Origin of the sequence: Tenacibaculum sp. 190524A02b, assembly GCF_964036645.1 — a bacterium.
GTDB lineage: Bacteria > Bacteroidota > Bacteroidia > Flavobacteriales > Flavobacteriaceae > Polaribacter > Polaribacter vairaonense.
In genome coordinates, this window is sequence record NZ_OZ038525.1 from 2265056 (window position 1) to 2291337 (window position 26282).

Here is a 26282-nt window from a genome sequence, read left to right on the forward strand (position 1 = left end):
TTTGTTTTAGCGTATTAACCTATTAAACAACTTGAGATGAAAACTTATTCAACATTAAAAATTGTAAACCGCCATTTAAATTATGATCATGTAACATTAACGAATCCATCTCCACATTACTACATACATATAGCTTTAGAAATTGACCACTCTCCTTTTCCTTTTTTCTTATTTGAAAGTAAGCTTAAAAAGAAAATTTTAAAAAAAGCTACTCTTTTTTGTTCTGAAGTTTTAAAATATTCTAATGTTATAGAGGCCAATGTTTTTAAGGCTTTATTAATTCCTCCTGGAAAAGGTAAATATATTGATGAAAACAGCCACAAAGTACCTATTGCTAAATTTGATATTGCATTGTTAATTAAAGTCAATTCAAAAGAAGCTTTAACTCAACTAATAAACCATCAATATTTTAAAAACTCACTTATTTTTTTTGAGAAAAATAGTATTCATTTTCATTATACCACTGCTAAAAACATTAGAAGAATTGATGATGTAGATCATGCTAAACAGGGTGTATTTTTGTTCAATTATTTTTACGCTGAAGATGTTGAACAAAATTTAGAAGTATGGAATTACACAGCTGGATGGTTTGAAAAAGAAACTAAATTAAACAACTCTGAATTAATGCTACCATTGAATAAAAATGTCTCGAACTATACAGTTATTAATCATTGTAGATGGGATACTCTAATAGATATTCTTCCTTCCTTACTATTTAAAAAAACATTTAAACTATATGTTTTAGATAACTTTTATACTAATAATGTAGGAGCTATGCCTATTTTATACAAACTGATAACTTAGCTTTATAGACATTCATTTGAAACTTAAAAAAACACCAATAAATTCATCAATTATATGTAATTAACCTCTAAAATTTAAGTAACTTTATTATAACAAGGCTGATTTTTAGTATAAGAAATAATTACACTTTTTAATATACTATTAACTCAGCCTTTTTTATTAATAACCCAACAAAATCAAACTTATTTAGTATTATGAAAAAACTAAGACTTTTACGTATTTACTTAATTTTAGCTACTAACTCTATTTTCTTAGCATGTACCTCTCCAAGTTTTAATCCTTCAATGAAATCAGTTGAAAGTTTTTCGTCTAAAAACCTCCAGTATTTAATTAAAGCTAATCTTATTGGAAAGTACAGCCTAACGAAATTAAAACCTGCTTTAATAAAACACAAAGATTTTCCTTCTGAACTAATTGACTCTTTAAAATATGGACTAAAAGTTTATAAAATTACCTATTATACAGAATATTTGGATGGACAAAGCATAGTTGCCTCGGGTGCTGTTATTATTCCTGATACTTCTGAAACCTTAGATATGATAAGCTACCAGCACGGTACCATTATTGATAACAGAGAAGCTCCCTCAAACTTTACACAAAGTATAGTATCGTATGTATCACCCAGCATTTTTGGTTCTATAGGTTATATTACAGTATTACCAGACTATATAGGTTACGGTAGCTCTAGCTCTTTCCCACATCCTTATGAACATGGTGAGTCTTTAGCTACCGCTTCTAGAGATATGATTAGGGCTACAAGAGAATTTATTGAAAAAAAGAACAAAATCAATGTTTCTAAAAAACTTTTCCTTTCTGGTTATTCAGAAGGAGCTAGTGCTACCATGGCACTACATCAACTTTTACAAGAAAAACATCCTGATGAATTTACTGTAACTGCTAACTCCAGTGCAGCTGGAGCTTATGACAAAAAAGCTTTTCTTGAAGCTACCATGTCTAAAGATAAACAACTAAACTTCTTAAACTATTATATATGGGTATTGGATACTTACAATAAAATTTACAATATAAACTTAAGTTATAGTGATATTTATAAAGCACCTTTTAACTCTGTTATTGAAACTGAAGGAGTATTTGCTAATTTAAGTTCCCAAAACCCAAAAGATATTTTTAAAGAAAGCTTTATAAACAATATAAAGAATGGCACTGAAACAAAAATGATTAATGCCATGAAAGCCAATAGTTATTATAATTTTGTATCTAATTCTCCTATTCAATTAGTACATGGTACAAAAGATAATTTTGTTCCTTTTTACAACGCTAAAAACACTTATGATACTATGATTGCTAATGGAGTAGATATAACCTTAAAAAAAATAAAAAAAGGAAATCATTCAAACATTTCTCAACAATACAATCTAGAGACAATAACCTTTTTTAAAAAGTTCTAAAATTTATATTTCCCTTATGCAAGAGAACAAATATTGTAACTAATTTTTTCATAGATGAATTTTGTAAAAAAACAACAATACTTTTTTACTCTAAATTATGATTAAGGTATAATATTTGTGAATTTACACTTTATAAAATCGGCTGAATATTAGTATCCCTTATTGCAAATACTTTGCAAATTCAACTAATATTCAGTCTTTTTTATTTAAAAATAAATTAAAACTCAAATCAAAATCACAATTTAGTATTATGAAAAAACTAAACTTTTTAAGTATCCCCCTTACTCTTTTCATTTTCATTTGTACAAGTTTTGTTGCTTGTAAAAATTACGATCTCAAACAAAATTCTATAACTCCAGATAATAACTCTGGTTACTTAATAGAAGCTAGCTTTTTAGGTGAATATAGTTTAGCTGAAATACAAGCTTCATTTACTAAAAATGTAGATTATTCTTCTGATATAGCGAATAAATTAAAGTATGGAGTAAAAGTTTATAAAATTATTTACAGTACAAACTATGTAAGAAGTGGCTTTAAAATTAAAGCTTCAGGAGCAGTTCTAATCCCTAATACATCAGAAACGATGGACATGTTAAGTTATCAACATGAAACACTTGAAGTTTCTAATTATCCTCCTTCTAACTTTTTAAACAGTGCTCCTTTGTATGTCTCTCCTACCGTTTTTGCTTCTATTGGTTACATTTCTGTATTGCCTGATTACATTGGTTATGGTAGTTCTGAAATATTTGAACACCCGTATGAACATGGTGAGTCTTTAGCCACAGCATCAAGAGATATGATTAGAGCTACAAGAGAGTTTATAGCTTTAAAAGATGATAGTAATCTTTCTGACAAACTTTTCTTAACGGGTTATTCTGAAGGAGCTTCTGCAACTATGGCTTTACATAGACTTTTGCAAAATAAACATTCTGATGAATTTACTGTAACAGCTACTTCTTGTGGTGCTGGTGCTTATGATAAAAAAGCCTTTATGGAATTTACAATGGACACTAATAAAGAGTTAAAATACTTAAACTTTTACTTATGGGTAATAGATTGTTATAATGATATTTACAATATTAATTTAAATTACAATGATATTTATAAAAAACCATATGCTGATGTTATTAAAAACGAAGGTGTTTTCACCGATTTAAACTCTACAAACCCCCAAAAAGTATTTAATAAAGATTTTGTAAATGATATAAAAAATGGAACAGCAACTAAAATGATAGCCGCTATGAAAGATAATAGTTATTATGATTTTATGCCAGAAGCACCCGTTTTATTAGTTCATGGAAAAGTAGATAATTTTGTCCCTTTTTATAATGCTCAAAAAGCTTACGACAAAATGACCTCTAAAGGAGCAAACATTAAACTTATTGGCATAGAAGATGGTGATCATAGTAACATAACTCCTCAATATAATAATGCAACTATAGGCTTCTTTGAACAATTTAAAAGTAAAAATCTTAAAAAATAAATAAATTCAAAATAATTGTTAATCCAAACAAGCCTTTAAAAGGCTTGTTTTTTATTTAAAAGTAAATGAAACTGAATTATTTTTAGTTAATTTTAAACAATATTCTGAAGGTTTATAGCAAATTAACATGAAACAAAGCTTAACATATTATCTTACTTTATTGGTTATTAAATTTAAGGGAATAAAAAAGAACTTTAGTAATATACCTATAGACTATAAAAAAATTAGAAAGGAGGATGTTCACTACCCTTGCTATAAATTTTCTAAACAAAATCAACTAAAAACTTTTAAGGTTTCTGAAACGTTAATCACTGAAATTGGTTTAAATAAAAACTCTGATAAATTATTAGTATTTATACATGGTGGTGCTTTTATTTCTGGCCCTGCTCAGCATCATTGGGATACTGCTAAAGAAATAGCTAAAAAAACCAATTACATAATATGGATGTGTGATTATCCTAAAGCTCCTGAAAACAAAATAACCACTATCACTAAAAACATTGATTCAATATATCATACTGCCTTAAAACAATATAGTCCTAATAAAATTTCATTTATCGGAGATTCTGCGGGAGGTACATTAATTACTTGCTTAATGCAAAGACTAGTCATAAAAAACAACAAACTTCCAAATAAAATAATCTTAATTTCTCCTGTAATGGATGCTAGCATGTCTAATCCAGAAATAGAAAAAATAAATGCAAAAGATCCAATGCTATCAATAAAAGGGGTAGTAAGTGCAAAAAAAATGTGTGTTGACAATGAAGATTTAAAAAATGAAATTATTTCGCCCATCTATGGTAATTTTAAGAACTTTCCTAAAACAGTTTTATGCATTGCTGAAAATGACATCACTTACCCAGATCAAAAGCTAACCATACAAAAAATGAAAGCTGCTAATATAGATTTGTTAGTTATTGAAGGAAAAAACATGCCACATATATGGCCTCTTTTACCTGTAATGAAAGAAGCTAAAACTTCCTTAAAAAATATCATTGATATTATAAATAATAATGACAATGATTATCTAAATTAGTTTTCAAAAATAAATAACAAACTAAATCACCTAATCTACTCATATTATGGTTATACCTGATATTAATAACATCTTGTTTTTTTTAGCTGCTGCTTCATTTTTAATTCTTATTCCTGGCCCATCCGTATTATATATCATCGCTAAAAGTATGGAACAAGGTTTTAAGGCAGGGATTGCCTCTGTTCTTGGTATAGGAATAGGAAGCATTATTCATGTTCTGTTTGCAGCCATTGGTATATCCTCTATTTTATTAGCCTCCGCTACTGCTTTTTCAATTATAAAATATGCTGGTGCCCTTTATTTAATTTATTTAGGCATTAAAAAGTTAGTAGAGAAACCTACTGAAGAACAACCTGTGATAAATACAAAAAATACCAAGCTTAGTAAAATATTTTACGAAGGTATTTTAGTGAATACCTTTAATCCAAAAACAGCCATATTTTTCTTTTCTTTTCTTCCTCAATTTATTAATATTGAAAGAGGTGGTAATGCGAGTCAAATATTATTTCTTGGTATTTTGTTTACAATTTATGCAGTATCAAGTGATATGTTATATGTTATACTATCAGTTAAAATGTCAAAATGGTTTTCTGATTCTAAAGAATATTTAAGAAAACAAAAAATTATAACTGGTAGCATATATATTTTATTAGGTTTAATAACCTTAACTATTAATCAGCCAAATAAAAACGCTACTAGCATCAAATAACTGTTTTACAACAGAACAAAACCATACAATGCTCTTTGGAATTGTATGGTTTTTACAATATCATATTTTGTTTTGACTCCCTATATCAATTTAAGACGTTAATGATCTCCATCTACTTGGTAAAAATAACTCTCTTTTTTCTTGTAAATAGGCATCTATAATTCTTGGCTTTCTATCTAAAATAACCTCTACCGTGTCTGTTGTAGGTTCAGACCATTTTTGAGCTAAAACATCAAGCTCTACAATATGATACGCTAACCATTTAGGTAGTTTTGCTTGTTTTGTCAACTTATGCAAAAATGCATCTCTAGAAATATCTTCATAACTAACTTTCTTACCTGTAACATACGATAATCTTTCTGCCATATTTTGATGAGAAAGCGCTTCTGGCCCTGATATTACCAGCGCTTCTTCATTCAATTTAGTTGACTTCAACAAGTATTTTACAGCTATTTCTGCCACATCTCTGGCGTCTACGTAATTTCTTACTGCTTCTCCCATGACCCCATAAATTTTACCAAAATGTTTTATCGTAAATGTATTTCGTTCCCAATTTTGCATAAATGAATGTGGTTGTAAAACACAATAATCTAACTTACTTTCTTTTAATTCTCGTTCTATTTTACGATGCCAATCACTGACTTCTACATGTATATTATTGGGTACTACTGGTGCTGATAACTTTACTATTCTTTCTATATTAAGTACTTTCGCTACTTCAATTATATTGGTTTCGTAAGTAATTTGGTCTAAAGAAGTAGCTGTTAGTAAAAAAATAGCATCCGCTTTACTACATACTTGCTTTATATGTTCTTTATTTTTTAAATCTGCAGCTACATAACTTACTCCTTCCAGTTCTTTTAGTTCTTTTGGCAGTATTCTTTCTGGACTTCTTAATATTCCTCTAACATGACAATTTCTTTTACTCAAAATTTTTACTACCTCAGAACCTACTGTTCCTGTTGCTCCGAAAACAACAATAGTAGGTTTACTTAATTCTTTCATTTACCTCTTTTTTAATTTTACTTTCCAAGTTATAATTACAGTTCCTATAAGTGATGATAACAGAATATCAAACCTATAGTTTTGCATGTTTCCTAATTCTATAGTTACCAATGCTAAGCTCATTATAATTACTAGCAACAATCCTACTCTTACAAACTTATTTTCAGGAAACTTGTTTATTCGCTGCATTAGCCAAAGTATTAGAAAACTAATCACCGTTGCTATTAATGAAGGAATAGCAATACTAACAAAGCTATTCTTCATCACTATTTCATTTTTTATCATCCAACCTGAGCACCATGCCATTACCCCTGGAAATAAATATGCTGGTACAATAGCCTTTATAAAAGTTTTTGTTGTAAAACTATTTTCGTCTAAACTTACTGTTTTCATAACATTATCTTCTAAATGGGTTTATTCTTAATCCTACAGAAATATATGATTTTAGCGAAGTGTCAAATCCATATATTACCTCATCTTCATCATTCTGAAACTCATGCTTTTCAAATATTGAATGTGTTCCTCTAAATAATATGCCTATACTTTTAGTTAACCAGTAATTATATTCTACACCGACCAATGCAGTAGTAAAAATATTTTTAGTTACTCTTAATCCACTACCATTACGTTTTTGTACTAGCTTATCTATATTCACCGTAAAATCATTCAACTCTCCTAGTAATTTAACAGCATGTTTTTTATTAAAGTTATACTTTATATATGTACTGGGTAAACCAACAGCAAACGTGATTTTATTTCTCAAGTTCCCTGAAAAGTTAAGTACTGGATTTACCATAGTTTCTCCCGAAAGAGTTAGATAACCTATCCCAAAGCTTAACACATAATAATTTTGTTGATTTTTACTTTTAAATCGTTTTTCAGCAAATAGAATTCCATTAATTTTTAAATCATTATCTGTCAACTCTCTGTTGAAATCTCCTATAACATGCGGCATTATTAAGGCATTTATTGACCAGTTTTCAGCAATTCGATACTGCGCCAACACACTATAATTTACATTATAGTAAGATGCTTTACTATTTAAAAACGAAGGTTTAAAGGAATTGTAGGATAACGAGTGATAATCCATACCTATAGTATTAAAAACACCAAACTTTTGAGATCTTAAAAGTGGGAAACTAAACTTTGTACTTACCCTTTGATAATCGTATAATTGATTGTTATTTATTTCTGGTGTATAATGTGCATAAAACATATCTCTGTCTCTATCTGAGACAAAAACATCGCCTGTTACTTGCCCGTAGGCTTTACCTAACAGCAACATGAATAAAATTCCAATTTTTTTTCTAACCATAATTTGTATTAATTAAATTCAATACAAATATTGGCTGAATAAAGCCTCGTTAAATTACCATTTGGTAATTAATACCATTTACAACTTAAAATTACATCAGAATTGATATAACAATAGAATACAAAAACTTGGGTGTATACTACTAAGGATTATTTAGCTTCACTAATTTCTTTTCTGATCCTACTTAAAGATTGTGGTGTTACTCCTAAAAAAAGAGAAAGATCTTTTAAAGGTACTCTAAAAATTAAATCGGATCTTTTTAATAAATCTAAATATCTTTCTTTAGCTGTTAGTGATTGAAAATTATGAATTCCATATAAAACACTTGCAAAAGCATCTTCCCAAATTAATCGACCAAACTTCTGCCATAAAGGAAACTTATTATATAAGTCTTCCATTTTTTGATACGAAATGCTGTAAATTTCTGTTTTTTCTATCGCTTTAATATAAGAATTAGAACGCTCTCTATTTTTTATTTTAGAAATGTCTGCTATAAATTCATTTTCAAAAGCAAAGTATCGAGTATGTTGTACCTCCTCTATAACATCATAAATAATAAGTCCTCCAGAAGCTATAAAATAATAATCAGTTACCAACTGCTCTTTTTTAATAAGATACTTATCTTTTTGAAGAGTTCTAAATTCAAAAAAAGATAAAATTTCAGTTAAATCATCTTTTTCTAAAGTTACATAACTATTGATATATTTAATTAATTTTTCCATGTATTCTAGATAACTAATTACTTATATCAATAGTTTTTATTTTCTTTTTTGGTTTAAACTCTTAGGTCTTTCTTGCTTTACTAACGGTGTACCATATAAGTCGAAATCACCAGCATCATGAATTTCAATATCTATAAATTCACCTAACTTAATATAATACTCTTTAGCATCAACAATCACATCATTGTCTACGTCTGGTGAATCAAACTCTGTACGCCCATAGTAATACTCACCATCTTTCCTATCAAACAAACAACGGAATGTTTTCCCTATTTTTTCCTGATTTAGCTCCCAAGATATTTGTGACTGTACTTCCATGATTTCATTAACACGTCTAAACTTTACATCTGCTGGTACATTGTCTTCTAAAGCAAAAGCTCCTGTATTTTCTTCATGTGAATATTCAAATGCTCCCAAACGTTCAAAACGCATTTCTTCTACCCAATCTTTCAACTCTTGAAATTGTTCTTCCGTTTCTCCTGGGTATCCTACAATTAATGTAGTTCTAATAGCCATATTAGGTACAAACTCTCTAAACTTCTTGATTAAATCAGTTGTTTTTTCGTGTGTTGTACCACGTTTCATAGACTTTAAAATCTCTGTATTGATATGTTGCAAAGGAATATCTAAGTAATTACATACTTTAGGCTCATTTTTCATTACTTCTAACACATCCAACGGAAAACCAGTTGGAAATGCATAATGTAAACGAATCCATTCTATTCCTTCCACTTTCACCAATTCTTTTAATAAATCAGCTAACGCACGTTTTTTATATAAATCTAACCCATAATAAGTCAAATCTTGTGCTATTAGCATAATTTCTTTAATGCCATTAGCCGCTAGTTTTTCAGCTTCCGTTACTAAATTTTCAATTGGAGTAGATTTATGCTTTCCTCTCATTAACGGAATGGCACAAAATGAACAAGGGCGATCACATCCTTCAGCTATTTTTAAGTATGCATAGTGTTTAGGAGTAGTTGTTAATCGTTCTCCAATTAACTCATGCTTATAATCCGCTTCTAAAACTTTTAACAAGTTGGGTAAATCATGTGTTCCAAAATACTGATCTACATTGGTTATTTCCCTTTCTAAATCTGGTTTATAGCGTTCACTCAAACAACCAGATACAAAAACTTTATCTACCTCTCCTCTTTCTTTCTTTTGCGCATAATGTAAAATAGTATCTACACTTTCCTCCTTTGCTTTCCCAATAAAACCACAGGTATTGATTACCACAATATTTCCATCATCATTTTCATCTTCATGTACAACGTTTTTACCATTGGCTTTCAGCTGTCCCATCAACACCTCACTATCGTAAACGTTTTTAGAACATCCTAAAGTAACTACATTGATTTTGTTTTGTTTTACTGTTTTTGTACGCATCTTAAAAAAATTCGGTGTGCAAAATTACGGCTTTTTTACGATTTACACTGCCTTAATTATTGATAATCATTTGGTATTTTTCTAACTTTCGTCAATTGCTCAAATGCATATCCTAGTTTTAATAATTCATTTTCAGATAAAGGCCTACCGATAAAAGTTAAACTAATGGGTTCTCCTGTTTCTTTATAGCCCATTGGTACGGTTAATGTTGGTAGTTTAGCTACAGCTGCCACTGCTGAATGATTATTATTTATAGATACAACCACATCAACCTTTTTAGTGATTAATGCTTCTAAATACTTTTCTCCTTCCTTTTGTAATTTATTTTTTATTTCAGAGAGTTTTTTTACTGAAGTTGTATCTGCAACTATTCCTTCAAACAAATCTTGTCCATATGGTGCTCTTTTTACTAAATCTAAACTATTAAACTTCACAATATCTTTTACATTAGATACTTTTAAAGAGTCATTCCCTGATGATTTAATATAGTGAGGTAAATCATGCTTCATTTCTGTTGTCAATAAATTTAAGAAACCTTCATAATTCATTTCATCAGGTGATAATTCTACGATAACCGCCTTACTTCCTTTTATTTTATGTACTGACTTTTTATATATCGAATCGGTTAATAACGGTGTTAAAACTCCTATTTTCTTCCCCTCTAAATATTCATTACTCCAATTTAAATTAAAATAATCATTGGGTAACTTATTTGTTAAAGTAGTAGTGCTATCAAGTACATCAAGTCCTATCATTGCTTCTAAAAGAATTGCATTATCAACAACATTTTTAGTCATAGGTCCTGGTGTATCTAACGTACTTGAAATAGGGACTATTCCTGATCTACTAAGAAAACCAATAGTTGGCTTTAATCCTACCACTGAATTTAAGCTTGATGGAGAAGTTATTGATCCAGATGTTTCTGTTCCTATGGCTGCTACTGCATAATTTGCTGCTACTGCAACTCCACTTCCTGCACTTGAGCCACCTGTTTCAAAACGCTTCCTTCCATAAGGGTTTAATGTTTGACCTCCAGTAGCACTATATCCTAAAGGACAATCATTACAGAAAAAATATGCCCATTCACTAAGATTTACTTTTCCTAAAATTAAGGCGCCAGACTTTTTTAGTCTCTCAATAATAAATGCATCTTTTTGTGGTAAATTATCTTTAAAAACAACTGCCCCTGCAGTAGTAGCCATCGTAATAATGTCTATATTATCTTTTACAAGAATTGGCATTCCATAAATTTGAGAATCTACCTTACCCAAAAGCCTTTCTCTGTCTTTCTCTTTTGCTTCTTTTAATATATTAGGATTAAGGCTTATAATTGCATTTAACCTTTTTGTAGTATCCTTTTCAAACTTTCGTATTCTATACAAATAGAATAAGATTAACTTTTCATAACTAAGTTTACCTTCTTCAATGTTTTTTTGTATTGAGGTAATATTGTTTTCTAAAATTAATGGCTTTAATTTTATATAGTCACTTTCTGTAAATTTCTCCAAATCTTTTTCAAAAGGTTTAAACTCTTTATTTAAGTCTAAATATTTTGACTGAATCAGTTTAAACCGCATTCTTGAGTTTTCATGCTCTTGTTGTCTTGCTATTTCAGCTATTTCACTTGTTTTAACTACTTCTATCATAGAATTTTCTTTATTATTTTTTTTACTACAATTTATTATTAATAAAACACTTATGATTATAAAAACTTTCTTCAAAACTTGTTATTTATTTGATTACCAAATATAAAGCTTTAAAAAGAAAAACTCCCTTCTAAATGATTAGAAAGGAGCTTTATATATCTTGTTATTACTATTTTATTTAAAAAAGCTATCCACAAACTCAAACTTATTGAATACTTGTAAATCATCAATTCCTTCTCCAACTCCAATGTACTTTACAGGTATTTTAAATTGATCAGAAATACCAATAACTACACCTCCTTTTGCTGTACCATCTAATTTGGTTACTGCTAATGAAGTTACTTCTGTTGCTTTTGTAAATTGTTTTGCTTGTTCAAAAGCATTTTGGCCTGTAGAACCATCTAAAACCAATAATACATCATGAGGAGCATCTGGGACTACCTTTTGCATGACTCTTTTAATTTTAGAAAGCTCGTTCATTAAATTCACTTTATTATGCAAACGTCCAGCAGTATCAATAATAATAACATCAGCATCTTGATTAATTCCAGACTGTACGGTATCAAAAGCTACAGAGGCAGGATCTGACCCCATTTCTTGACGTACAATAGGCACTTCTGTCCTATCTGCCCATACTTGTAATTGATCAATAGCTGCGGCTCTAAATGTATCTGCTGCTCCAAGTACTACCTTTAACCCTTTCTTTTTAAATTGTGAGGCTAATTTTCCTATCGTAGTTGTTTTTCCAACTCCATTTACTCCAACTACCATCAATACATAAGGCTTTGTATTTTTAGGTATCGTAAAATCTGTTTCGTCTCCAGTATTAGTTTCAGAAAGTAAACCTGCTATTTCTTCTCGTAATATTTGGTTCAGTTCTTCAGTACCTAAATATTTGTCACGAGATACACGTTCTTCTATTCTATCAATAATTTTTAACGTAGTATCTACTCCAACATCAGAAGAGACCAAAATTTCCTCTAAATTATCCAATACATCATCATCTACCTTTGATTTTCCGGCAACTGCTTTAGATAGTTTTGAGAAAAAACTTGTTTTAGATTTTTCTAATCCTTTATCTAAGGTTTCTTTTTTCTCTTTTGAGAAGATTCTTTTAAAAAAACTCATTCTTAAATTTTATAATCGCTTACAATAGGTTAAAAACTATACCAAATACGGTAGTATAGCCAAATTGTCATCCTTACAATTATTTAATACAGTTAAAACAGTGAGAATTTCTCTATTTACTTCAATTAGAATGACAAAATGTAAATATATAAAAAAAGCTACTCCCAAAAATTGAAAGTAGCTTCTCTTTAAACTGTATTACAAGAATTACTTCTTTGCTATAAAGTCGTTTACTTGTGTTGGATCCATAATAGCCTCAACAAATGTATAAGCTCCAGTTTTTGGAGACTTTATCATTTTGATAGCTTTGGTTAATCTTTTTGAACCTGTCTGTAACGTTGCTACTGATTTCTTTGCCATTTTCTATAAAATTTGTGCCGTAGCTAATTATTTAATTTCTTTATGAACTGTCATTCTCTTTAAGATTGGATTAAATTTCTTTAATTCCATTCTATCTGGAGTGTTCTTTTTATTCTTTGTTGTAATATAACGTGAAGTTCCTGGTTGTCCAGTTCCTTTATGCTCTGTACATTCTAATATAACCTGAACTCTGTTTCCTTTTTTTGCCATCTCTCTAAAATTTTATCTAGTAAGGAATTATTTTGTTAAGAAACCTTTTTCTCTAGCTTCTTTGATAACAGCAGAGATTCCTTTTTTATTAATATTTTTTAATGCAGAAGCAGATACTTTTAAAGTAATCCATTTATCCTCTTCTGGAATATAAAAACGCTTAGTCATTAAGTTAGCGTTAAATTTTCTTTTAGTTCTGTTTAAAGCGTGCGATACGTTGTTACCTACCATCGCTTTTTTTCCTGTTAATTCACAAACTCTAGACATCTTCTTGACAGTTTTATAGTGTTATTTCTAAACGAGGTGCAAATTTATGAATTTTAATTCATTGCACAAAAATATTCTCGATTAAATTTTATTTTATTTTAATCTATTAACTATTAGGGTTCAGCATCTAACCCTCTGGAAGCATAACGGGTGCAAAAGTACTAATTTTTTAATAAAATAACTTGTAATAATTCTAAAGATTTAGTTACTGTTCTATTAATAACTTTCTCTCTAGGTTTTCCAAAGTTAAATTCCTCTACTATTACTTCTTCTTTGCTTGCAATAGCAATATACACTAATCCTACACTTTTATCATTATGATCCGTTGTGGGACCAGCATTCCCGGTTACTGCAACTGCATAATCTACCTGTAACTTTTCTAAACATCCTACAGCCATTTCTTCAGCTACTTGTGCGCTAACAACCGAATGATTATTAATTGTTTTTGAAGAGACGTTTAATAACTGTTCTTTTAACTCTGCCGTGTATGTAATATAGCTTCCTTTATAATACGCTGAAGAACCCGCTACTGAAACTAAAGTTGATGCTATTTTACCTCCGGTTAAGCTTTCTGCTGTTGCTACTGTTTTATTTTTTTCTTTTAATAGCTCTCCTACTCTTTTTTCTAATAATGCTTCTTCATCAACTCCTACAATAATATCATTGATTAATACTTTTAGTTCTTCAATATTCTTAGACATTGTTTCATCTAAAAGTTTTTTATCATTTCCTTTTGCAGATAAACGTAATCGGACTTTTCCATAAGATGGTAAATAAGCTAATTTGATAAAAGATGGTAAGTTGTTTTCCCACGCTGCTATTCTTTCTGCAATTACACTTTCTCCTGTACCTACTGTTAAAATAGTTTTATGTATTATAAAAGGTAACTTAAATTTTTCTTGTAGTTTAGGTAATACTTCATACTTCATTAAACCTTTCATCTCATAAGGAACTCCTGGTAAAGAAACAAAAACAGTATTATTTTCCTCAAACCACATTCCTGGTGCGGTTCCCAAACGATTCATTAGTAAAGTAGCTTTTGAAGGTAATTGTGCTTGATATCTTTGTACTTCGTTAAAAGGGTGATTTACCTTTTTAAATAAATACTTTATGTTTTCAATAACTTCTGGGTATTCTACTAAATTTTTGTCGTTAAAATATGACGCTATCGTTTTTTTTGTGATATCATCTTTCGTAGGGCCTAAACCACCAGTTACAATGACAATATCTGCTCTATTTTCTGCTTCATTTAAAGCGTTTAAAATATGTTTTTCTTCATCTTGAATAGATGATATTTGATATACTGAAACTCCTATTTTATTTAATTCTTGACCAATCCATTGTGAATTGGTGTCTACAATTTGACCAATTAAGATTTCATCTCCTATGGTTATAATTTCTGCTTTCATATTTAATTTGAAAGTTACATGATTTAATACGGAAAGAAAGCAATAATATGATTAATAGCAAAAAAAACTCTTCACTATTAAGCGAAGAGTTTTCCTTTTTTAATTTATAGTTCCTGAAAAACTTTCAGCTTCTTCACATTCTATTTTTCCATCCTTAATTTAAATCTATTAAAGAAGTATGATTTAATAACGCATTTCAAGGTTTACATCTTCAAAAACTATTGAACATCTACAATCTACAACCGAATAGCTTACTATAAAATTCTTTTCCCAACCATCAGAAGGTTTCCCCTCTTCATCTATCTATATACAAGTCAACACCGGTGTTCCAACAAAAGCTTTCATTTCTGTTATATTTCCATTGTCTCCATTGGATAAATTTACTACTTCCAGTTCTGGGGTACTATTACAATTGATTCCTTCTAACACCGTATTAGAACTCAAGTCCAATTCGGTTAATTGATTTCCATAACAAACTAATTTTTTCAAGTTTTTATTATTACTAATATTCAAGTTAGTTACCCCGTTGTGTATTTAGAAAAAGCTACACAAACCACTAAAAAGTAGTAAATCGCAATCACCACACTATAATTTATATGCACAATTTTTCTAAATGCACAACAGATTTATTTATATGTATGCTATTTTTTATTTTCTAAAAATTAAGATTCTCCTATTTGATCAATCAAGGAACCATCATTCATTGGTTTATTTTTTTTCCAGTTTCTCTCCAGCCCTGTATATACTAAATAACATCCGAGAATTCCAAATGGAGCTGCTATTAAACCAAGTAACAAATCATTTGCTGTTTCCAAAAAGTTTGATTCAATTAACATAAAAAAAACACCCAATAACATTCCAAATATAAATGCAGATGTATAATAAGTTGCAACACCTAATATAGCTATTCCCCATTTATGCTTATTATATTCTTCTGCCAATTCATAAAATTTTTTCCCGATAAAATATAAGAGTACTAATCCTAACATAGCTTATTTTTATTTAATTTTTATACTAAACGCTTGTTTTCCTTCTATAATTCCTGTCAATACATCATTCTCTTCAACTTTTCCAACACCAGCAGGAGTTCCTGTAAAAATAATATCTCCTTTTTTAAGTGTGAAGTATTGCGACACATAACTTATTAGCTCATCAACTTTCCATAACATAGATTGTGTATTGCCATCTTGCACCACTTCATCATTTCTCTTTAATTGAAAAGAAATATTATTTACATCAAATTCTTCTTTTGGAAAAAACTCGCCTACTATAGCACTACCATCAAAAGCTTTTGCTTTTTCCCACGGCAATCCTTTTTCTTTGCATTTTGCCTGTACATCACGAGCTGTTAAATCAATCCCTAATCCAATAGTATCATAATATTTATGAGCAAACTTTGGAGAAATATACTTTCCAACTTTATTAATTTTTACTAAAACTTCTACTTCGTAATGAATATCATTAGAAAATGGCGGAATAAAAAAAGGCATTTTTTTAGGTAAAATGGCTGAATCAGGCTTTAAAAAAACCACTGGACTTTCAGGCTTTTCATTCTCTAATTCTTCTATATGTTTCGCATAATTACGACCAATACAAATTATCTTCATTTATTTAATTACGAATTAACAATTTTAAATTACGAATCCTTTATCTTAATACGAATTCGTGTTTTTTTATATTTAATACTTTATGAATTGCCTATGGTATCCATTTTTTAGGAAAATTAGGCTTTCTTTTTTCTAAGAATGCATCTCTACCTTCTTTAGCCTCATCCGTCATATAAGCTAAACGGGTTACTTCTCCTGCAAACACTTGCTGTCCTACCATACCATCATCAGTTAAATTCATTGCAAACTTTAACATTTTTATAGAAGTTGGTGACTTTTCTAATATCTCTTGTGCCCAATCAAATGCTGTTTGCTCCAACTCATCATGTGGAATTACGGCATTTACCATTCCCATTTCATAAGCTTCTTGAGCCGAGTAATTTCTTCCTAAAAAGAAAATTTCTCTTGCTTTCTTTTGCCCAACCATCTTCGCTAAATATGCAGATCCATATCCAGCATCAAAAGAAGTAACATCTGCATCAGTCTGTTTAAAAATAGCATGTTCTTTACTCGCTAATGTTAAGTCACAAGTAACATGTAAGCTATGTCCACCACCTACAGCCCAACCTGGCACTACACAAATTACAGCTTTTGGCATAAAACGAATTAAACGTTGTACTTCTAAAATATTCAATCTATGATAACCGTCTTTTCCTACATATCCTTGATGTCCGCGTGCATTTTGATCTCCTCCTGAACAAAAACTCCAAACACCATCTTTGGTAGAAGGCCCTTCTGCTGATAATAATACTACACCAATATCTGTATCTTCATGTGCATCATGAAATGCATCTAATAATTCTGAAGTAGTATGCGGACGAAAAGCATTACGAACATTAGGTCGATTAAAAGCAATTCTTGCTACATTATGCGACTTTTTATAGGTAATATCGGTATACTCCTTTGCAGTTTTCCATTCAGGTTTTATCATAATTTAAAAAAATTTGCGTTACTTATTTGAGCAAAAATAATACAATAACTTTATTTTCTTTTTTATATTTGAATCATATAAATATATTCCCTATGAAACACCTGACTCTTTTATTAGCACTTTTTATAACATTAGTTTCTTTTTCACAAGAAGTTATCACTAAATCAATAGACTCTAAAGAACTTAAACAAAAGAGGAAATTTAAAGTATATCTTCCTAAAAATTATAAAAAAGATTTAACAGCTAATTACCCTATAGCTATTGTATTGGGTGATCAATATATATTTGATTTATATGTAGGAAATGCCAAACTTTTTGCAGACGTTGATAAAGCTCCTAGGCAAATTGTAGTTGGAATTGATATGGGAGAAACCTATGCTAAAGATATTTCTATTGTTCCTTCTACCAACATGCTTACTAGTAGAGCACAACACTTTTATAAATTCATCAAACATGAGTTGATTCCTTATATGGAGGCTAATTTTAAAACATCAGCTTTTATGACCATTACAGGTGAAGGAAAAGCTGCTAATTTTTTAACACATTACTTAAAAGAACCAGAGCCTATTTTTAATGCTTATATTGCTGCTACTCCAGAGTTTCCTCAATTTGCGCCACAAATTATAGAATCATATACTTTAAAAAGGTTAGGGGCTATTGACAACACCTATTATATCTACGCAAGTAATTCAGAAAAACAAACTACACCTGAATTATATAGTCGTTTTAGTGACATTAGTGCTTTTTTATCTTCTTTCGAAGCTAAAAACTTACATGTAACTTTTGATAAGTTTCCAAATTCGCCTAGTTTTTTATCTACTATTAGTGAAACCATACCTAGAGCATTTACTAAAATGTTCTCTTTATATGCTAAAATATCAAAGGAAGAATTTGAAAGTAATGTTAAAGATTTAGAACCTCTTGATGCCATCAAGTATGTAGAAAAAAAATACCTAGATATTCAATACTTATATGGAGCAAACTTAAATGTGAGATTGGATGATATTTATGCAATTGAAGGAATTGTAATGGATAAAATGGATGGTGATTATTTAAGAGTTTTAGGTGATTTTGTAATGATTAAATACCCTGACTCACATATTGGTGACTTCTATATTGGTAAATTTTATGAATTAGGTAAAGATTATGAAAAAGCAGATTTTTACTATAAGCAAGCTTATGGTAAAATGAACCTTTCCGACCCTAACGCAGATGATTTTTACGAAAACATTAAACGTGTTAACGATTTAATGGGAAGTCAAAAACCAGATGAAGAAATTCTTCCTGAAGAAGAGGAAAACAACGAAGAAGAGGAAGAAGATGATAAGTAAAAAAAAAGAGCTTTAAACTAGCTCTATTCTATCTTCTTTTAAAACTATTTTCTTTGTTTTATACAAACTACCAATAGCTCTCTTGAATGCTTTTTTACTCATTTGTAAGTGAAATTTAATCGATTCTGGAGAGCTTTTGTCTGTTAATAATAAATAGCCTTTTTCTTCTAATTTATCTAAAATAATGGCTACATCTTTGTCTATTACATTTTTAAATCCTTGTGGTCTTAAGGACACGTCTATTTTTTCATCTTCACGTATCTTTTTAACATAACCAACAGTTTTCATTCCTTCCTCTATATCAGAGAAGATTTCGTTATTATATAGAAGTCCCTCAACCTCTTCATTCACTAAAACTATATATCCTAAAGCTGTTTGTTGCCCTATAACTAAGTCTACTTTATCGCCTTCTTTTAATTCCATATTTATAAACTTTTAAAATAGTTTTTTAAAACTATATCGTTAACTTCTTTTGGTGTAAAAACCTCTAATATTCTTGGTTGGCTCCCTTCATTATAAAAATTCTCCAATACTTTATCTAATTCACTTAAATTACCTACAGCATCATACTCAAAATTATACATTTTAGCCAAATGCTCAGCCGTTAAATTATGTGGAGTTTCAAAATAATCTGTTGCATTGGTTGTTAAAGGTCCTGGAATGAATCGGAAAATGCCTCCTCCTCCATTATTTAAAATAATAATCCTAAAATTAGACGGTATATTCGTATTCCATAATGCATTACTGTCATAAAAAAAGCTTAAATCTCCCGTGACAAAAACCGTTGGTTTTTCATTCACATAAGCAGCTCCGATAGCTGTACTAGTGCTTCCATCAATACCACTAGTTCCTCTATTACAAAAAATATTCAATGAAGGATTCACATCGAATAACAATGAATATCGAATGGTAGAACTATTACTTATTTGAAACTGATACTCATTAGGAATTGTATTTAAAATTGCTTCGAATACTTTTAAATCTGAATATTCACACTTTTCTAAATACTTAGCATGTTTAACGGCTCGTTCTTCTTTTACTTGTAACCATTCTGATTGATAAGCACTTTGAACTGTTACTGTTTTATTATATAAACTTCTTAAAAATGTTACTGGTTTTACTTGAATAAAACTACTTAAACATTGATAGGTATCCATTACCTTTAAATCATCTAGATGCCAATGATGTGAAGGTTTAAAAGCTCTTAAAAATTGTTTTATTTTTTTAGAAACCACCATACCTCCTAATGTTAATAGAACTTCAGGTTGTAAAGCTTTAAACTCTTCTTCTTTTAAAGGAAAAATAAGTTTATCTATAGAATTAATAAACTTTTTATGATAAACGTTCGATGTAGTTTCTGTCAGTACTAACACTGATGACTCCTCTATAAAGCGGTCTAATACCTGTTGTAATTTATTATCAGGAAAATTACTCCCAACTAAAATCATTTTTTTAGAAGCTGAATTCCATATAGAAGCATAATAGTCTATCGATTCTTTTTCAGGCTTTAAAACAGATACTTCTTCTTTTATCACAGGATATTCTTGTAAAACATCTACCGTTTCATAAAGAGGTTCATCAAAAGGCACATTAATATGTACTGGCCCCTTTTGTTGGATAGCATTTTGTAAAGCTTTACTTACCTTTTCTTTATTCTCATCAGTATACTCGTTCCCTTCAACTAAATTAGCAGAAAATAAGATGTGATTCTCAAAAACATTCTCTTGACGAATGGTTTGTCCATCACCAATATCAATCCTATTTTTAGGTCTATCTGCTGAAATAACTACTAATGGAATTTGACTGTAAAAAGCTTCTGAAATAGCTGGATAATAGTTTAACAAGGCAGACCCAGATGAACAAACAATGACAACTGGTTTTTGTTTTTGTTGCGCTATTCCCATGGCAAAAAATGCTGCACAACGCTCATCTACCACACTTAAGGTTTCTATCTCTGGGTGGTTGGAAAAACCAATAGTCAATGGTGCATTTCTAGATCCAGGAGAAATCACTACAGTGTCAATAGCATATTGATGACAAACAGAGATTACTAATTGTGCTAATTCTTTCTTGGGATACATGTATGTTAAACGCCTTATTTAATTTTTAAAAGGCCGTAAAGTTACGAAGTTTCCCTTTCATAGTTACTGAAGTGATTTAAACTTTTTTATAAATTAAAAAATTATAGGCACCATATTATCAATTGAGTTTTTCAATGCCAATTTTTTAATCATATACTTTTATATGGATTTTATTTTTATTATTTTTAAGTGTGTAGTAGTTAATACAATCTATATAGATTGTATTTTTTAACCTCTCTTTTAGAGAGGTTTTTACGTTTTATAGACTAATACTATTTTACCTATAGAATATATAAAATTATCGTATCAATAATTTCTCATACCTTTTATTTTATATTATATATTTGGCGGCAGTCTAAATGTTCGGGGGAACATACAGATGATTTTAAATATATTGACTGTCTTTAATTAGGCAGTCTTTATTTTTTCTACTTATATTTTTCTATCTAAAAATTAAGCAAACCTTTTTTTCTTTACCCTATACCAATTAAACGTTAATAGGATGCATATACATTAGAAAGTAATATTTACTTGTTATTCAAAAACAAAAAACCAGAAGACAATGTATATCTTCTGGTTATCAAATTTATTTAAAGTGTACTTTTTAATTTCCTTTTTTGTAGTCTGCTAAAAACTTCTCTAATCCAATATCTGTTAATGGGTGTTTTAATAAACCTTCAATAGCTTTTAAAGGCCCAGTCATTACATCTGCTCCTATTTTAGCACAATCAATAATGTGCATTGTATGACGTACAGAAGCAGCTAAGATTTCTGTTTCAAACATATAATTATCATAAATCTGACGGATTTCAGAAATTAAATTCAACCCATCTGTAGAAATATCATCTAAACGCCCTATAAATGGAGATACATAAGTAGCTCCTGCTTTAGCAGCTAACAAAGCTTGTCCAGCCGAAAATACTAAAGTTACGTTTGTTTTAATTCCTTTATCAGAAAAATATTTACATGCTTTAATACCGTCTCCTATCATTGGTAATTTTACTACAATTTGAGGATTCAATGCAGCTAAAGCTTCACCTTCTCTTACCATTCCTTCAAAATCGGTAGCAATTACCTCTGCAGAAACATCTCCTTCTACTATCTCACAAATAGCTTTATAGTGATTAATAATATTTTCTTCACCAGTAATTCCTTCTTTTGCCATTAAAGATGGATTGGTAGTAACTCCATCTAAAATACCTAAAGCTTGCGCCTCTTTTATTTGTTCAAGATTAGCCGTATCGATAAAAAATTTCATGTATCTAAAATTTAAAAGTTGTGTTCTTAATAATTTAAAAAGTAACGTTTTATTACGCTGCGAATTTACAATTTAAAATGGTTCATCAATATTTTTTCGTATACTTTATCAGGTAAAATTCGTTTTAAAACAATAGAAAACTTTTCCATAAACGCTCCTACTTTATAATGGATTTTAGGATGTTTGGTTTCTATTATTTTATGAATTGCTTTTGCCATTATTATAGGGTCTTTTCCAGCATCTACATGCTCATTTATTAAAGCTAAGCCTTCTCCGTATTTTTCTTTATAAGCAGAATCTTCAAAAACTGGCGTATGGTATCTACCGGCTGCCATATTGGTGGCAAAATCTCCTGGCGCAACATTGGTTACTTCAATACCAAAACTTTTTACTTCCATTCGTAAAGCCTCTGTTACCAATTCCAATGCTCCTTTACTAGCTGAATACACTCCTCTAAATGGTAACCCCATATAACCTGCAATAGAAGTTGTATTTATAATCAAACCTTTTTGTTGCTTACGCATTACAGGCAACACCTCTTTAATCACATCAATCACTCCAAATAAATTCGTATCAAAATTGGCTTTCATCTCTTCAGTTGGAGTGTCTTCAATAGGCCCTGTAATCCCTTTTCCTGCATTATTAATTAATACATCAATTCTTTGTTCTTTAGACGCTACTTCAGCTATTGCTCTTTTTATGGAGTCTTTTCTAGTAACATCTAAAGCCACCATAGCATAGGGTACTTCTACTTTATCTGGATTTCTACTGGTTCCGTAAACTGTGTAGTTTTTACTGTGCAAATACAAAGCAATGGCTTTTCCTATTCCGGAAGAAGCTCCTGTAATAAATACAACTTTTGACATTGATTCTAATTTTCAACAAATATCTAAAAGTTAGCTTTAATTGAGAAACAAAAAACACATCAACTCCTAGAAAAAGATTTTTTAAGTAATATTAACTTAATCTTTTAAACCAACATGATTTGCTAAATATTCTGAAAACCATTTTAAATCATTCAAAACATATTGTTCATTTTCGTCATCAAATCCTAAAATCTGATGCTTTATGTTTTCTATATCTATTAAATATAAAGTCCCTTCATATGTTTCTTCGTCTATTTCTTTAGAAAGATATTCAAAACCTTTAATATTATATAAACCAAAAATTTTCTGGCCAGATTCGTCTCTAATTTTTATTATTTTATCATCTAAAATTTTGAGTTTGTTATTTAAACCTTTTTTTACAATAAGTCTCCAAATATTAAAGAAGCTTGTTCCTAATAAAAATAATATCCCAACTATAATTTTCCCTTTAAATTCTATATTATTTAAAAAAACGAACAAGAAAACCCCAATTGCGCTAATTACAGGAAGTATCACTAATAAAATAATCGTGGTAAAATCAGTTTTCGATTTCCCTATGATTATTTTTCCGTTCTCATTAGAGAAATGAATTTTGCATCTTTTTAATTTAGATTCTAGTATTAAAATGTTATTACTCTTTTTCATAATTCTTATATATTAAAGTTTTTTTGATAATAAACTAGTTTGTTATTTTTTATATTATTGATCTTCTCAATTTTGAATGATATAATATTCTATTCCAATTGTTACTTCTATTATTTACCTCATCCATCCTTCCACAATATAATTTCGTTCTGTTATTTTATAATCTTGTTTACTATTTGAGGGACTAAACCACAGTTCTATTCTAGCCCCATATTTATCTCCCCAAGAACCTTCGTAAATTGTAAATTCACCAGAAAACATTTTGGCCTCCAGTGTTTCCACCTTAGATTTTGACCTAAGTTTTATCCTATATATCGAAAGAGGATCGTTAGAAGTTATCTCAAATGCTTTTATATAAAAATAACCTGTTTCAGTAGCCTTATAATCTGTATAATAATTATAAATCCCAGGTTGTATTGATGAAGTTAAAACTAACTTATGTTTCTCTAATTCCTTTTTAGTAGGTTTAATATCCATTGGTTCATAAATCTCAATACCTTTTGGGATTTCTTTATGCACTCCATAATAATCTGGTGGTGAAAAAATAAAGACAATTGAAACATAAACAAATAAAAGCCCTGAAATTAGTACTTGTGGAACCAAACAATACCATTTCTTTATAAATACCTGAACAATTGCAGAAATTATATTTCCTACAATATTTATAAAAAATAATATTAAAGAAACATTAATAATCGAGTCTCTTTTTAATCCTTCTCCTAATAAAAATAGGAAAAATGGAATTAGATAACACATAATGGGTATCCACCAAACCTTAAAATATTTAAAGAGAGTATTTTTAATATTTTCTATATTCATTTTATTTTTTGTTCTTTTCCTAAAATGCATAAAAGCATTATAACTACACTGCAAATATATTAGTTTTTACCCTCTATCTTCTAATAAACTGATCTCTCACTAATTATTTCTGTTTTACATTTAACATAAAGTCCATCTCTTTCCTACTACAAAACAAAAACATTTCAAAAAACTTATATTAGCATTTCTATTACACAACATATTATGAGCATCAAAACCTTTTTAAGCACATGTATCCTTTTTTCTAGTATTATTGGTTGGTCACAAACCTCATTATTCAATCATACAAAAACATTTACACGACAAGATACCTTACGTGGTTCTATTACCCCAGAGAGAGCTTGGTGGGATTTAACTTTTTACCATCTAAATATTTCAGTAGATCCTGATAAAAAATATATTGAAGGTAAAAACACCATTCAATACACCGTTTTAAAACCTCATAATATACTACAGGTGGATTTACAATCGCCCATGCAAATTACTAAGGTTGTGCAAAATGGAAAAAAACTACGCTTTACCTCAGAAGGAAATGCGCATTTTATTCAACTTCCTAAAAAAGAACCTAAAGGCTCTAAAAACAAAGTAATTGTTTACTATAAAGGGCATCCTAAAGAGGCTATCAGAGCGCCTTGGGATGGTGGTTTTTCTTGGAAAAAAGACAACAATGGCAATCACTTTGTTGCCACTTCTTGTCAAGGTTTAGGTGCTAGTGTTTGGTGGCCTAACAAAGACCATATGTATGATGAAGTAGATAGCATGGCAATTAGCGTTCGTGTTCCTAAAAACTTGATTAATGTTTCCAACGGTCGTTTGCGCAAAGTTTCACACCATAGAGATAGCACTAGTACCTACCATTGGTTTGTTAAAAATCCAATAAACAATTATGGTGTCAACGTAAACATTGGTGATTATGTATTGTTTTCTGATAAATACCAAGGTGAAGCTGGCGAGTTAGACATGTTTTATTATGTACTGAGGGATAATATTTATAAAGCAAAAAAACACTTTAAAGACGCACCAAAAATGATGAAGGCATTTGAGCATTGGTTTGGAAAATATCCTTTTTATGAAGATAGTTTTAAATTAGTAGAAGTTCCTTACTTAGGTATGGAACATCAAAGTTCTGTTACCTACGGAAATCAATATATGAAAGGCTATTTAGGTAGAGATTTATCAGGCACAGGCTGGGGTTTAAAGTTTGATTTTATTATTATCCATGAAGCAGGTCATGAATGGTTTGCTAATAATATTACCAACAAAGACATTGCTGATATGTGGGTTCATGAAAGTTTTACTGCTTATTCCGAAAGTTTGTTTGTAGATTATTATCATGGTAAAAAAGCAGCCAATGAATACATTATTGGTACACGTAAATCTATCTTAAATGACATTCCTTTAATTGGGCAATACAACGTAAACAGTGAAGGTTCTGGCGATATGTATTACAAAGGTGCTAATATGATTCATATGATAAGACACTTGGTGAATGATGATGAAAAATGGCGTCAAATTTTACGTAGCTTAAACAGTACTTTTTTCCATCAAACCGTTACTACAAAACAAATAGAAAACTTTTTAATTGAGCAAACTGAGATTGATTTAACCAAAGTATTTGATCAATATTTACGTACTATTAAAATCCCTGAATTTGAGTACCAACTTAAAAATAATGTATTAAAATACAGATGGAATAATGTAGTAGCTGGTTTTAACATGCCTTTAAAAGTAAAAACATATAAAGATGATATCTTACTAACGCCTACCACGCAATGGCAAACACAAACAATTAACGCTAACAAAATAACTGTAGATCCTAATTTTTATGTAAAGACCAACAGTTTATAACCAA

General features: G+C 29.7%; 28 protein-coding genes. 7 read left to right on the plus strand and 21 right to left on the minus strand.

Annotated elements, in window-relative coordinates; genetic code table 11:
• Positions 1 to 36 precede the first annotated feature (36 nt).
• The 5 genes from ABNT65_RS09090 to ABNT65_RS09110 all read left to right on the plus strand — a co-directional run bounded on the left by ABNT65_RS09090 (position 37) and on the right by ABNT65_RS09110 (position 5441).
• Positions 37 to 804: a hypothetical protein gene (locus ABNT65_RS09090; protein ID WP_348747715.1), complete on the plus strand. Its 768-nt coding sequence runs from the start codon at positions 37 to 39 to the stop codon at positions 802 to 804.
• Between the two features lie 194 nt (positions 805 to 998).
• Positions 999 to 2213 (plus strand): alpha/beta hydrolase family protein, encoded by a 1215-nt coding sequence (locus tag ABNT65_RS09095; protein WP_348747716.1) that lies wholly within the window; start codon positions 999 to 1001, stop codon positions 2211 to 2213.
• 250 nt (positions 2214 to 2463) lie between these two features.
• A complete protein-coding gene (locus ABNT65_RS09100; RefSeq protein ID WP_348704492.1) occupies positions 2464 to 3696 on the plus strand; it encodes an alpha/beta hydrolase family protein in 1233 nt (410 codons plus the stop codon).
• A gap of 127 nt (positions 3697 to 3823) precedes the next feature.
• Positions 3824 to 4732 carry an alpha/beta hydrolase fold domain-containing protein gene (locus tag ABNT65_RS09105; protein WP_348747717.1) on the plus strand — a complete coding sequence of 303 codons (909 nt, stop codon included), beginning with the start codon at positions 3824 to 3826 and terminating at the stop codon, positions 4730 to 4732.
• A 46-nt stretch (positions 4733 to 4778) separates the two neighbouring features.
• On the plus strand, positions 4779 to 5441 hold the full coding sequence (locus tag ABNT65_RS09110) for a LysE family translocator (protein WP_348747718.1): 663 nt from the start codon (positions 4779 to 4781) through the stop codon (positions 5439 to 5441).
• Between the two features lie 90 nt (positions 5442 to 5531).
• On the opposite strand, the gene ABNT65_RS09115 is transcribed toward ABNT65_RS09110, so the two are convergent.
• The 15 genes from ABNT65_RS09115 to ABNT65_RS09185 form a co-directional block, all read right to left on the minus strand.
• On the minus strand, positions 5532 to 6446 hold the full coding sequence (locus ABNT65_RS09115) for an NmrA family NAD(P)-binding protein (RefSeq protein ID WP_348704489.1): 915 nt from the start codon (positions 6444 to 6446) through the stop codon (positions 5532 to 5534).
• Positions 6447 to 6839 (minus strand): hypothetical protein, encoded by a 393-nt coding sequence (locus ABNT65_RS09120; RefSeq protein ID WP_348704488.1) that lies wholly within the window; start codon positions 6837 to 6839, stop codon positions 6447 to 6449.
• A 4-nt stretch (positions 6840 to 6843) separates the two neighbouring features.
• Positions 6844 to 7761, minus strand: a complete 918-nt coding sequence (locus ABNT65_RS09125) for a hypothetical protein (protein WP_348737425.1) — start codon at positions 7759 to 7761, stop codon at positions 6844 to 6846.
• 149 nt (positions 7762 to 7910) lie between these two features.
• A complete protein-coding gene (locus ABNT65_RS09130; protein WP_348704486.1) occupies positions 7911 to 8483 on the minus strand; it encodes a Crp/Fnr family transcriptional regulator in 573 nt (190 codons plus the stop codon).
• Between the two features lie 36 nt (positions 8484 to 8519).
• On the minus strand, positions 8520 to 9872 hold the full coding sequence (gene rimO, locus ABNT65_RS09135; protein ID WP_348704485.1) for a 30S ribosomal protein S12 methylthiotransferase RimO: 1353 nt from the start codon (positions 9870 to 9872) through the stop codon (positions 8520 to 8522).
• A gap of 56 nt (positions 9873 to 9928) precedes the next feature.
• Positions 9929 to 11518 (minus strand): amidase family protein, encoded by a 1590-nt coding sequence (locus tag ABNT65_RS09140; protein ID WP_348747719.1) that lies wholly within the window; start codon positions 11516 to 11518, stop codon positions 9929 to 9931.
• 174 nt (positions 11519 to 11692) lie between these two features.
• Complete coding sequence (gene ftsY, locus ABNT65_RS09145) at positions 11693 to 12646, minus strand: signal recognition particle-docking protein FtsY (protein WP_348704483.1); 954 nt, start codon at positions 12644 to 12646, stop codon at positions 11693 to 11695.
• 207 nt (positions 12647 to 12853) lie between these two features.
• On the minus strand, positions 12854 to 13006 hold the full coding sequence (locus ABNT65_RS09150) for a DUF4295 domain-containing protein (RefSeq protein ID WP_348747720.1): 153 nt from the start codon (positions 13004 to 13006) through the stop codon (positions 12854 to 12856).
• A 27-nt stretch (positions 13007 to 13033) separates the two neighbouring features.
• The gene (gene rpmG, locus ABNT65_RS09155) at positions 13034 to 13216 is read right to left on the minus strand and encodes a 50S ribosomal protein L33 (RefSeq protein WP_348704482.1); all 183 of its coding nucleotides are present in this window, start codon (positions 13214 to 13216) and stop codon (positions 13034 to 13036) included.
• Between the two features lie 27 nt (positions 13217 to 13243).
• Positions 13244 to 13483, minus strand: coding sequence for a 50S ribosomal protein L28 (rpmB, locus tag ABNT65_RS09160; RefSeq protein ID WP_105004371.1), 240 nt, complete (start codon positions 13481 to 13483; stop codon positions 13244 to 13246).
• A 161-nt stretch (positions 13484 to 13644) separates the two neighbouring features.
• The gene (locus tag ABNT65_RS09165) at positions 13645 to 14892 is read right to left on the minus strand and encodes a competence/damage-inducible protein A (RefSeq protein WP_348704481.1); all 1248 of its coding nucleotides are present in this window, start codon (positions 14890 to 14892) and stop codon (positions 13645 to 13647) included.
• A 303-nt stretch (positions 14893 to 15195) separates the two neighbouring features.
• Complete coding sequence (locus ABNT65_RS09170) at positions 15196 to 15381, minus strand: hypothetical protein (RefSeq protein WP_348704480.1); 186 nt, start codon at positions 15379 to 15381, stop codon at positions 15196 to 15198.
• Between the two features lie 173 nt (positions 15382 to 15554).
• Complete coding sequence (locus ABNT65_RS09175) at positions 15555 to 15881, minus strand: hypothetical protein (protein WP_348737421.1); 327 nt, start codon at positions 15879 to 15881, stop codon at positions 15555 to 15557.
• Between the two features lie 9 nt (positions 15882 to 15890).
• A complete protein-coding gene (locus ABNT65_RS09180; protein WP_348704478.1) occupies positions 15891 to 16499 on the minus strand; it encodes a fumarylacetoacetate hydrolase family protein in 609 nt (202 codons plus the stop codon).
• Positions 16500 to 16590: 91 nt separating this feature from the next.
• Entirely contained in the window at positions 16591 to 17430 is an 840-nt protein-coding gene (locus ABNT65_RS09185) for a 1,4-dihydroxy-2-naphthoyl-CoA synthase (RefSeq protein WP_348737420.1), read from the minus strand.
• Between the two features lie 92 nt (positions 17431 to 17522).
• On the opposite strand from ABNT65_RS09185, the gene ABNT65_RS09190 reads away from it, so the two are divergent.
• Entirely contained in the window at positions 17523 to 18761 is a 1239-nt protein-coding gene (locus ABNT65_RS09190) for an alpha/beta hydrolase (protein ID WP_348704476.1), read from the plus strand.
• Between the two features lie 12 nt (positions 18762 to 18773).
• Here the strand turns inward: ABNT65_RS09190 and ABNT65_RS09195 are convergent, their stop codons facing one another.
• The 6 genes from ABNT65_RS09195 to ABNT65_RS09220 all read right to left on the minus strand — a co-directional run bounded on the left by ABNT65_RS09195 (position 18774) and on the right by ABNT65_RS09220 (position 24430).
• The gene (locus ABNT65_RS09195; RefSeq protein WP_348704475.1) at positions 18774 to 19184 is read right to left on the minus strand and encodes a DNA-binding protein; all 411 of its coding nucleotides are present in this window, start codon (positions 19182 to 19184) and stop codon (positions 18774 to 18776) included.
• Positions 19185 to 19186: 2 nt separating this feature from the next.
• Positions 19187 to 20842: a 2-succinyl-5-enolpyruvyl-6-hydroxy-3-cyclohexene-1-carboxylic-acid synthase gene (menD, locus tag ABNT65_RS09200; protein ID WP_348747721.1), complete on the minus strand. Its 1656-nt coding sequence runs from the start codon at positions 20840 to 20842 to the stop codon at positions 19187 to 19189.
• A gap of 604 nt (positions 20843 to 21446) precedes the next feature.
• Positions 21447 to 22100, minus strand: a complete 654-nt coding sequence (gene fsa, locus ABNT65_RS09205) for a fructose-6-phosphate aldolase (protein ID WP_348704473.1) — start codon at positions 22098 to 22100, stop codon at positions 21447 to 21449.
• Between the two features lie 65 nt (positions 22101 to 22165).
• Positions 22166 to 22966: an SDR family oxidoreductase gene (locus ABNT65_RS09210; protein WP_348747722.1), complete on the minus strand. Its 801-nt coding sequence runs from the start codon at positions 22964 to 22966 to the stop codon at positions 22166 to 22168.
• 96 nt (positions 22967 to 23062) lie between these two features.
• Entirely contained in the window at positions 23063 to 23611 is a 549-nt protein-coding gene (locus tag ABNT65_RS09215) for a hypothetical protein (protein WP_348737416.1), read from the minus strand.
• A gap of 114 nt (positions 23612 to 23725) precedes the next feature.
• The gene (locus ABNT65_RS09220) at positions 23726 to 24430 is read right to left on the minus strand and encodes a hypothetical protein (RefSeq protein ID WP_348747723.1); all 705 of its coding nucleotides are present in this window, start codon (positions 24428 to 24430) and stop codon (positions 23726 to 23728) included.
• A gap of 204 nt (positions 24431 to 24634) precedes the next feature.
• Between ABNT65_RS09220 and ABNT65_RS09225 the strand changes: the two genes are divergently transcribed.
• Positions 24635 to 26278, plus strand: a complete 1644-nt coding sequence (locus ABNT65_RS09225) for a M1 family metallopeptidase (protein ID WP_348704469.1) — start codon at positions 24635 to 24637, stop codon at positions 26276 to 26278.
• Positions 26279 to 26282 lie beyond the last annotated feature (4 nt).